The 9,936-nt window shown below is 36.6% G+C and carries 9 protein-coding genes; 8 read left to right on the top strand and 1 reads right to left on the bottom strand.

What is annotated here, in order from left to right; genetic code table 11:
• The 7 genes from ABXH34_RS15420 to ABXH34_RS15390 all read left to right on the top strand — a co-directional run.
• Positions 1-575, top strand: a 575-nt coding sequence (locus tag ABXH34_RS15420; protein ID WP_353572778.1) for a tetratricopeptide repeat protein, incomplete at its 5' end; no start/stop codon positions are given.
• 807 nt (positions 576-1,382) lie between these two features.
• Positions 1,383-1,622 carry a hypothetical protein gene (locus tag ABXH34_RS15415; RefSeq protein ID WP_353572777.1) on the top strand — a complete coding sequence of 80 codons (240 nt, stop codon included), beginning with the start codon at positions 1,383-1,385 and terminating at the stop codon, positions 1,620-1,622.
• A complete protein-coding gene (locus ABXH34_RS15410; protein ID WP_353572776.1) occupies positions 1,619-2,035 on the top strand; it encodes a type II toxin-antitoxin system VapC family toxin in 417 nt (138 codons plus the stop codon). Before ABXH34_RS15415 ends, ABXH34_RS15410 begins: the two co-directional genes overlap by 4 nt.
• A gap of 1,334 nt (positions 2,036-3,369) precedes the next feature.
• Positions 3,370-4,029 (top strand): hypothetical protein, encoded by a 660-nt coding sequence (locus ABXH34_RS15405; protein ID WP_353572775.1) that lies wholly within the window; start codon positions 3,370-3,372, stop codon positions 4,027-4,029.
• A 301-nt stretch (positions 4,030-4,330) separates the two neighbouring features.
• Positions 4,331-4,483: an AAA family ATPase gene (locus ABXH34_RS15400; protein WP_353572774.1), complete on the top strand. Its 153-nt coding sequence runs from the start codon at positions 4,331-4,333 to the stop codon at positions 4,481-4,483.
• 210 nt (positions 4,484-4,693) lie between these two features.
• Positions 4,694-5,242 carry a PD-(D/E)XK nuclease domain-containing protein gene (locus ABXH34_RS15395; protein WP_353572773.1) on the top strand — a complete coding sequence of 183 codons (549 nt, stop codon included), beginning with the start codon at positions 4,694-4,696 and terminating at the stop codon, positions 5,240-5,242.
• A 47-nt stretch (positions 5,243-5,289) separates the two neighbouring features.
• The gene (locus ABXH34_RS15390; RefSeq protein ID WP_353572772.1) at positions 5,290-6,261 is read left to right on the top strand and encodes an ion channel; all 972 of its coding nucleotides are present in this window, start codon (positions 5,290-5,292) and stop codon (positions 6,259-6,261) included.
• A 128-nt stretch (positions 6,262-6,389) separates the two neighbouring features.
• Here ABXH34_RS15390 and ABXH34_RS15385 read toward each other — a convergent pair whose 3' ends face one another.
• Positions 6,390-7,586 (bottom strand): WD40/YVTN/BNR-like repeat-containing protein, encoded by a 1,197-nt coding sequence (locus ABXH34_RS15385; protein WP_353572771.1) that lies wholly within the window; start codon positions 7,584-7,586, stop codon positions 6,390-6,392.
• 458 nt (positions 7,587-8,044) lie between these two features.
• On the opposite strand from ABXH34_RS15385, the gene ABXH34_RS15380 reads away from it, so the two are divergent.
• The gene (locus tag ABXH34_RS15380; RefSeq protein WP_353572770.1) at positions 8,045-9,655 is read left to right on the top strand and encodes a tetratricopeptide repeat protein; all 1,611 of its coding nucleotides are present in this window, start codon (positions 8,045-8,047) and stop codon (positions 9,653-9,655) included.
• Positions 9,656-9,936: the final 281 nt, after the last annotated feature.

Below are 9,936 nucleotides of genomic sequence, written 5' to 3'. Positions count from 1 at the left end.
TTCAACATTTAGGTGATGTAAAACAAATTGCTGTAACACAAGGAGTCATCGCCGACATCTTACAAGCCCGTGGACAACTCGATGAGGCTTTGCGCATTCGTCAAACTGAAGAGTTGCCCGTCTATGAACGCCTTGGCGATGTGCGCTCAAAAGCGGTGACCATGGGTCAAATCGCCGACATCTTACAAGCCCGTGGACAACTCGATGAGGCTTTGCGCATTAATCAAGACGTTTTGGTTGATTTTCAACATTTAGGTGATGTAAAACAAATTGCTGTAACACAAGGAGTCATCGCCGACATCTTACAAGCCCGTGGACAACTCGATGAGGCTTTGCGCATTCTTAACGATGAACTTTTACCTGCATTTGAACGCCTTGGCGATGTGCGCTCATATTTAGTTGCACAAACCAATATGGCAATCATATTAATGCAATTTACCCCTCCACGCCGCCCCGAAGCCAATCAACTCCTATGTGAAGCCCTGCACGCCGCACAACAGATGCGTATCCCTGAAGCGGAGCAAATACGGGGGATTTTGCGGCATTTTGATATGGAATGTTTTGAACAGGATTAAACGGATGATTGGATGGACAGGATGTTGTCGCTTTAATCTTGCTTATCCTTAAATCTGTTTCATCTTGTTCGCAAGTGGGTTTTGAACAGGATTAAACGGATGATGGGATGGACAGGATGTTTTGCTTTAATCTTGCTAATCCTTAAATCTGTTTCATCTTGTTCGCAAGTGGGTTTTGAACAGGATTAAACGGATGATTGGATGGACAGGATGTTTTGCTTTAATCTTGCTTATCCTTAAATCTGTTTCATCTTGTTCTCAAGTGGGTTTTGAACAGGATTAAACGGATGATTGGATGGACAGGATGTTGTCGCTTTAATCTTGCTAATCCTTAAATCTGTTTCATCTTGTTCTCAAGTGGGTTTTGAACAGGATTAAACGGATGATTGGATGCACAGGATGTTTTGCTTTAATCTTGTTAATCCTTAAATCCGTTTCATCGTGTTCGCAAGTAGGTTTTGAACAGGATGTAACGGATGACTGGATAGACAGGATGTTGTAGCTTTAATCCTGCTAATCCTTAAATCTGTTTCATCTTGTTCGCAAGTGGGTTTTGAACAGGATTAAACGGATGATGGGATAGACAGGATGTTGTAGCTTTAATCCTGCTAATCCTTAAATCTGTTTCATCTTGTTCGCAAGTCGGTTTTGAACAGGATTAAACGGATGATGGGATGCACAGGATGTTTTAGCTTTAATCTTGTTAATCCTTAAATCTGTTTCATCTTGTTCTCAAGTGGGTTTCACCTTAGATTGCATTTTCTACGAATATCACCAATACTTCTAATGAGTTTAAACAAATGAGTCATGACTATGTACGCCCACCGAATAGAAACAACAATCAATGAAACAGGCACAATCCAACTCGATACACATCCATTTGCCGCAGGCGATAAAGTAGAAATCATCATACTAAAACAAGAAACACAACCATCAACATCAAACCTATCCTTTACCCAAGCAACAAAAGCATACTGTGGAAAAATAAAACAAGCCCCTGCTGATCTTTCCACCAACCCCGACTATTTAAAAGATTTTGGGAAATGAAGCAAAATATCATTGTCGACACAGGGCCTTTAGTTGCCTACTTAAGCCAGCGAGATAAATACCATATTTGGACATATCAACAACTAGAGCAAATAAGCCCGCCGTTACTCACTTGTGAAGCGGTATTAACCGAAGCTTGTTTTTTAATCAGTCGAAATGGTGGCTCTGCTGAAGACATAATTGAAATGCTAAACCAAGGTTGGTTATCCACACCTTTTAATTTGCAACAAGAATCAGACAAAATCAGCAAATTCCTGAATAAATATACAAACATACCAATGTCACTAGCAGATGCCTGCTTACTTAGAATGACCGAATTACTCCCAAATAGCCCACTACTCACATTTGACAGTGACTTTTCTATTTATCGTAAACATGGAAAAGAAACGATTAACACCATAACACCTTGGTAATCTGATGGCTTCAGGCTTTATTAGTAAGGATATAGCTTTAAATCCTGATTATCCTTAAATCCGTTTCATCTTGTTCGCAAGTCGATTTTGAACAGGATGTAACGGATGATTGGATAGACAGGATGTTGTAGCTTTAATCCTGCTAATCCTTAAATCCGTTTAATCTTGTTCTCATTATTCCTAAACCACTTATCTAAAGTCACTCAAAACGGCTCGATTTGCCTCGACCTTAAAATAATAAATAGAGACATTTTTTATACACAGTCGTGCCACGTCTCGACCGCCTCGATGTGCTCGACTCCCACAACAGCAATCGAATAAAAACAATAAACTCATTTCAACAAACACTCATTTACTCAAAACCTGATTTGCAGTTATGTAATGTGCTTAGTGTATAACGCTGCACTAAAACACTCTACGTTCTTCACTCATATCAATCTTAATTTCATAATAGCAACAATAAGTTATAAAAAATTCCGTAAAATAAACTTTTATTTCCGCATGAACAAGTTTTAATTTCCTAAGCCTATTGTCTTTTTTATCAAAATATCAAAAAAATTCAAATTCAGGCTTTTAGCTACAAATACTCCGTTATATCTATGAAGGCCTAAAGATTGTCATATTTATCTAAAATCCAAAATCACTATATTTATATTAGCAAGCATTGTTAATATAACATTATTTTAATTTAATTAATTGAAAATTAAGAATATTTTAAAACAAAAAATCATAATCTAAATTTATTCCTATATTCATATCTAACTCATATATACAAAAAATCAACTTCCATGTTTTCAGATGAATTCTTCTTCAGCACTAATAAGTACATATTGTGATTCTCCTATTTCAACCAATCTCCCAGCTTTTCAAAACTCATATTAACAAAATTGCTTTTTAAATTAAGTGATTGAATTTTAACTATTAAATAAACTTTGTATGTAGTAAGTCATTATTTATGAGTAACTGACACTAAAGTGATACTGGCCACTTTATTTACTTAGAGTACTATCATTTCAATATAAACGATAAATCATATTAAAAGAGGCAATAGTGCGTAAAAAAGGAATTGATATTAATGGAAGAAAACTTAGAGAATTACGACAAAAAAAGCCCTAAGCCAAGAGGGAATGTCTGAACAAAGCTTATATAAACATTGTTATATCTCCTCTGCCACAATAAAACGGGCTGAGTTGAGTACTCCAGTATCACTTTCAACATTACAAGTAGATTTGAAGATTTAGGAATAGGCAAGATTAAATCGTCAGAATCAAGATTTCTGATGTAGATACACCCTAAGTACTAACTGACAACACTGATTCAAGAGGACTAAAACAATGTCAATAGATAGAGACACATTTTACCATGAAGTTAGAGAAAACTTCTTTGATGGAAAATTTACCCAACCACAAGTGAGTGGAATCAATGAAATTCTTGACTTTTGGGAACAAGAACCATGTCAACCAAAGGGCAAATTCAAAGAAAATTGGGATATACGTAATATCGGTTGGTTAGCCTATATGCTTGCAACAACCTACCACGAAACAGCACGAACCATGCAACCTATTTCCGAACATGGCAGTGATAAATATTTTACGCGCATGTATGAGAAGAAACAGTGCAGTTTAGGTAACACAAAAAAAGGAGACGGTGCAAAATTTCATGGACGAGGCTATGTCCAAATCACAGGACGAACTAACTATGAAAATGCAACCAAGCACGTCCAAACTTACTATCCAGATGCCCCTAACTTCACTGAATGCCCTGAAGACATCAAAAAGCCAGAATATGCTACTTTCATTATGTTTTATGGCATGTTTTTAGGTACTTTTACAGGGAAGGCATTAAAAAATTACATTGGTGACCATAACCAAGGACAAAGAGTTGATTATTATAATGCCAGACGAATCATTAATGGGTTAGATTGCGCCCATAAAATCGAAATCTATGCTAAAAAATTTGAAGCAGCGTTAGAAAATGCTGGAGCGTGTGCATAACGCTTTACCTATAATATCGTGACTGTAAAAGAACGCCAAAAATTGATTATTTTAGAAATGTAACCTATTAATTTTACATTCTCAAAAATATGAAAAATAAGCGTCTTTTACAGGTTTGATATATCTGGATGAAATAAAAGTCATCCTGCCCCTATCTTTAAAATATGCTTATGCTATATTCCTAGTTTTGATTTTAGCAGGCATAATCGAATGGGAAAAATTGCGATCTTGCTCCATTTCTGCCAAACTTTTCAATACATCCCCTACCCCGCATCACAATGCCCAAACTGTGAACCGAATCATGAAATTCCCCTACGGACTGGCAGACTTTGAAAAACTGATTTCGCAAGGTTATTACTATGCCGATCGCACTCAATATATTCACTTATTTGAAATCGTATTAATTACATTGCCAAACTGCCGCATGGTCAAGACATCATCGCCCGTATTTTAGACCCCGACAATCCACCCAAAATAGATGAGTTGGCTGATAAATTCGGTGTTGAGGAAATGCTATATGCGCCGAAAGATCAAAAGTTTATGGCTTCATTATTATATTATTTGGGCGTAGTGACTTTGGGTGAACGGGATTTCATGGGGCGTTTGAGTTTGCAAGTACCTAATTTGGTGATTCAGCGTTTATTATGTCGAACGGCTTGAAAATGTGTTATTGCCTGAATATGAAGACAAAGAAGGTATTCGAAAAGCGACAGAACATTTTTATCACAGCGACAATCTGCAACCATTATGTGATTTTATCGAAAACCGTTATTTCCAAGTATTTGATAATCGAGATTATAAATGGAGCAATGAGTTAGTTATAAAATCGACGTTTCTGACCCTGTTGTTTTCCGATACGTTTTATATTATGGATTCTGAGCAGGAATTGAACAAAGGTTATGCAGATTTAAGTTTAATTGTACGTCCCGATATGCGTCAATATCAATTGTTGGATCATGTTATAGAATTTAAATACTTAAAATTAGACACCATCAATATGACAGGCAAACAAGTGCGAGAGACTCCACGTGAGACACTTGCTCAACTATCCGCAGTACAAAAGGCTTTAGTCGAAGCTGAAACTCAATTACACTATTACCGAACAGTCTTAACCGAATGCCATCGACTTGAATTACGTTTGCATACTTATGCCGTGGTGGCTTTGAGCGATTGGTGTTTGTGGAAATCATCAGCCATATTCTCAATAATTTAAATAGTTAAAAATCAAGTAACACTATGAATAATAATGAGATATTGCGTGTGAAACAATGTCAATATGTTGACCCAGAAGGGCAATCTTGTCAGGGACAAGCTGGAGAACACAGTTTATGTTTTTGGCATGATCCGCATACAGATAAATCCAGCAATACGGTAAAAAAGCAATTAGAAGATTGGGCTAAACAAGGCCATTCTATGACAGGTTTTTCGTTACGTCATGCTAATTTAGCGGGTATTCATCTCAGCGGACACAGTACAGATGCAGGATTTAGTCTGCGCTATGCTGATTTATATCGAGCCAATTTACAGAATGCGCATTTATTCCATATTGATTTATCTGACAGTTCCATAATGAAAGCCAATTGCACCGCCGCGAATTTAAATCATGCGAATTTGAGCCACGCTAATCTATTAGGCACAAACTTCAAGCACGCCAAAGCGGAGCATATCATCTGGGATTTACCCGTACTCCAAGAACGTCAAGCCCGCCCTTTATTTAAGCAAAAAAAAACATTGCGAGCGTTGGATTTATCAGAACAAGCTGAAGAAATTTATCGCAATTTACGCCGTACCGCAGAGGCTAGAGGTGCATTTGAGCAAGCAGGTCGCTTTTTCTATCGTGAAATGGTGATGCGTCGTCTTCAAATGCCACTTTTTTCATATCGCCGTTTTTTTTCTAAAACAGTTGATTTATTATGTGGTTATGGAGAAAAACCATTAAGAATATCAGGTTTTTCTACAGGGTTTATTGTTTTTTTTGCAATTTGTTATTTTTTATTAGGCATACAAAGTAGCTCGGGTGAGCTGGCTTTTCATCCAAGCAATTCATGGTTAGAAAACCTGCAAAACTTTGCTAACTGTTTGTATTTTAGTGTGGTGACTTTCACGACGTTGGGTTATGGCGATATTGCGCCTGTGGGTTTTTCGCGCTTATTTGCGGCTTTAGAAGCTTTTTCAGGTACGTTTATGACGGCTTTATTTGTTGTTGTTTTTGTTAAGAAAATGACGCGTTGAAAAATATCTAATTGCTGTATGATGCTGCGCTTGTACACCCTACATTAATTCTTTTGCCGTAGGATGGATAAGCAATAGCGTCATCCGTCATTTTCGATTTGGCCAATTCCGCAGAATGAGATATCTAGTTATGGATTTGCTTGAACTTGAGAAACTTCAAACAGAGGCTCGGCTTTACGTTTTTGTAACTCAACCTGATATTGTAATGTTTCATGATTTGAGGTCATACAAGGAATGCTCACTTTGGCTGTCTCAGAGTCATAGTTTGCAATACATTTTTCTGTTGCTGTAAATCGGTATAAACCCTGTTCTGCAGTGCCAATGTACAATGTATTAGGCTGGAAAGGATCAATAGCAATGGTTTTAATATGTAATTCTTTGCCATTATTATTGCTTGCCAATAGCGTCCAAGCCTCTCCCCCATTTATCGTACGGTATAAACCTGTTGTTGTACCTAAATAAACAATCTCAGGTTGATGCGGGTTAATTTGAACCGTTTCTGTTGTAAGTTGTAACTGATCTTCATTGATTTCAAAGCCTGTACTCCCACCATCTATGCTTTTGTAAATGGTTAAATTATCTGCCATACCGAGATAAAAGATCAATGGATTGTGTGGATTAATAGCGATAGAAAGATATTCAGCATCAATATTTTGGAAAATGTATCGGCCATTTATTTGTTTCCAAGTGTCTCCTTGATTAGTACTTTGAAATAAACCCTCATCTGTAGGCGAAAAAGGGGTTTGAAGCAGAGCAACATAGATAATGTCTGGATTGTAAGGGTGAAGAACCATCATATCTGCACTTGTGACAGCAGTGTGTCCACAGCTATTGACTGCTTCCCCCCAACTTTTTCCAGCATCAATACTTTTATAAAACAAACCTGTAATTGTCAAAACATATAAAATATTAGGCTTATTTAGATTGACTTTTAAATCAACAATACCGGGAATAAATATTTTTTCTAACTTCTGCCAAGATATACCCGCATCCTGAGATTGGTAGATTTCACTTGATCTATAGATGTCATCTACATAATTACCCGTGGCAATGTAAATTATTTGTGGGTTTTGCGGATTAAAAGCAATTTTTTGGATTGGGTCTATTATGTTTTCCTCTATTATCGTAGCCCAAGTATTTCCACCATCTTGAGTTTTGAATAGATTGGTATCTGAGCTGGCCAGTATTTCATCGGGGTTGTGAGGGTTAATAGCAATATGATTAATACTGATAGAATCCGTTATCAATGCTTGCCACTCATGGGCATGAACAAGATTGATTTGATAAATAAAAAGCAAAATATAAATAAATTGAGCTATTTTCATATGAGAATACTTTTTTCTATTTGATTGATTTATACCTGATTTCCAGATATTAGAGCATGTATATTAATCTATTTTTGGACATTAGGCATTTCTATGTATAAACAATATTTTTAAAACCATAATAAACTGAGAAATAAAGATATTTACCCATTACCCAAGGGTTGGCAGTCCTAGATTTTAATATTTTTGCGATTTATGGCATGGAAGGATTCCGAGTCCAAGCATGACGACATCATTTACATTTCTATCTTCTCAATTTCTCCAAAACAACCGCATCAAGCAACTGATACCAAACTGATTCTAAATTCATTCTTTCCTTATGCTAACCTATTCTCTTTCGTAAAAAATAATTTAAATTTGTAATTTTATTTCTGTCTCTTTAAGTACAGCAATGATTTAAAATAGATATTTTCTCGCTAATTATTTATATACAAAAAGTATTTACTAAGGTAATTTTTATGGATAAAACAATCAATTTACCAAGTGACGATAATCTAAAGCAAAAAATTGATGAATTTGCAGATAAATTACAGATCATTGAACCGCTTTTTGACAAGAAAGAAGAAGTGCAAACAAACAGGCTTGTTGAACTGCTATTGCTGCGCACCAAAATTGAAGAACTATTATTGATACATTGTCAGCAGTGCCAACTGTCTGAGGAATCTTGGGAGCCGATTCAACGATTAGATGCATTAGATGTAAGATTACAAAATATGGGGGAAATGATTGCTCAGAACATCGACCTAGCAAAATGGCAAACCAGAGCGGATATCGAACAACAATATTGGTGGTGGTTTTTCAAGCCACCCATGGATATTTGGGATAAATATGATTGGGTTTGGACTGGTTTAACCGTTGTAGTATTGGCATTATCTGCGAGTTTCGTTTTTAGCATTTATTCGGCACTGTCCATTGGTACGGGTTCGCAAATTTTTACCACTTTTTCAACTGTGCTCCAAGGTTTAGGTTTAGCCCTGATTGGTGGTGGTGCATTATCCACCATAGGACAAAACAAAGTCCGTGAAATACTCACCTATTTTCATATTTCGCCAAAACTTCATGCAGAAACGATTTTTGCTGTCTCTATCATATTTTTATTATTCACCTTTGCTTTGCACAGTTATTTAGATGATTTTTACTTTGAACAAGGCCAAAAACTCTATGAACAAGGTGAGTTAGCCAGTGCAGCAGAAGCGTATGAAAAAACCTTGGCTATTGATCCTGATAACGACAAGATTAATGGTGAATTAGGGCGGATTTATGAATCTCTGGGCAACCTTGAAAAAGCGGTTCAGTATTACATGGCCAGTGTGAATGATGGTAATTATGAGCATTTAAATGGTTTGGGGCGTGTGTATATTAATCGACTCAACCCTATATCTAGAAAACCCGATATTGACTTAGCAACAGGCTATTTACTCATAGGATTACAGCGTGCTGAAGGTGAAAGAGATGTATTAAAACAATTCATTGATTTTAGAAATAATAAAATTGAAATGTCAGAACAAGAGGTCAGTGGCTTAGTTGAGATGCTGAATCATTTTGGATTGGATGCCAAAGATGCTATAGAAAAAATAGAAAGTCGCTTATCGAAAATATATGGCTTGTTGTACAAATATCACGAAAACATTGGCTGGGCTATTCTTTCAGAGCAAGAAGTTAATTATAAGGCCGCTCAGAAGCAGTTACAAAAAGCCATAAAATATGAAAAGCAAGCCACTGCACTTGCACAGAAAATCAATGTTGATAGAAAACCAAATGGACTGGCATACTGTATGTTAGCTTATTTAAGAGAGACTCAGTCAGCAACTGAGCAAACGGAACAATTAAAAGCAAGCAGTCTCGAGTTGTGGGATCAGTGTGTTTGTAAAGCCGACCCAGAATATATCTATTCATTTAGATGGTTTTTCCAAATAAATAAGGGGGATATTGCTTACAAGGTCGACAGCTCTTATGTTGTATCAGGCATGAATAAAGAAAATACCGATTTTTATCAACAGTGTAAGCAGGATGAAAACACACAGCAAACAGCGGAAACAATCGGGACTGATAAACCCGCTATAGAATGATAATATTTCTAAGGTTTCTCTCGTTCCAACGGTTGCCATTGGAATGCAATTGAGACGCTCTGCGTCATAAGTTGTAGGATGGATAAGCGATAGCGTCATCCGTCATTTTCGATTCATCCAATTCCTCAGAATGGCAAGATAACTCGTTACGTCATGAATAATCTCGCTCCTACAGCTTGTAGTGTGCAGGAACGAGTTAACATAATTATTTCTCAACAGCATCAATCAGCGTATCAAGTCTTTCTTTAATCACTCGAAATAGTTTGCTTAAGCTGTCTAGC

The sequence above is a fragment of the Candidatus Albibeggiatoa sp. nov. BB20 genome, from assembly GCA_016744725.1.
Lineage (GTDB): Bacteria > Pseudomonadota > Gammaproteobacteria > Beggiatoales > Beggiatoaceae > Albibeggiatoa.
This window is presented reverse-complemented; position numbering and strand designations above follow the sequence as displayed.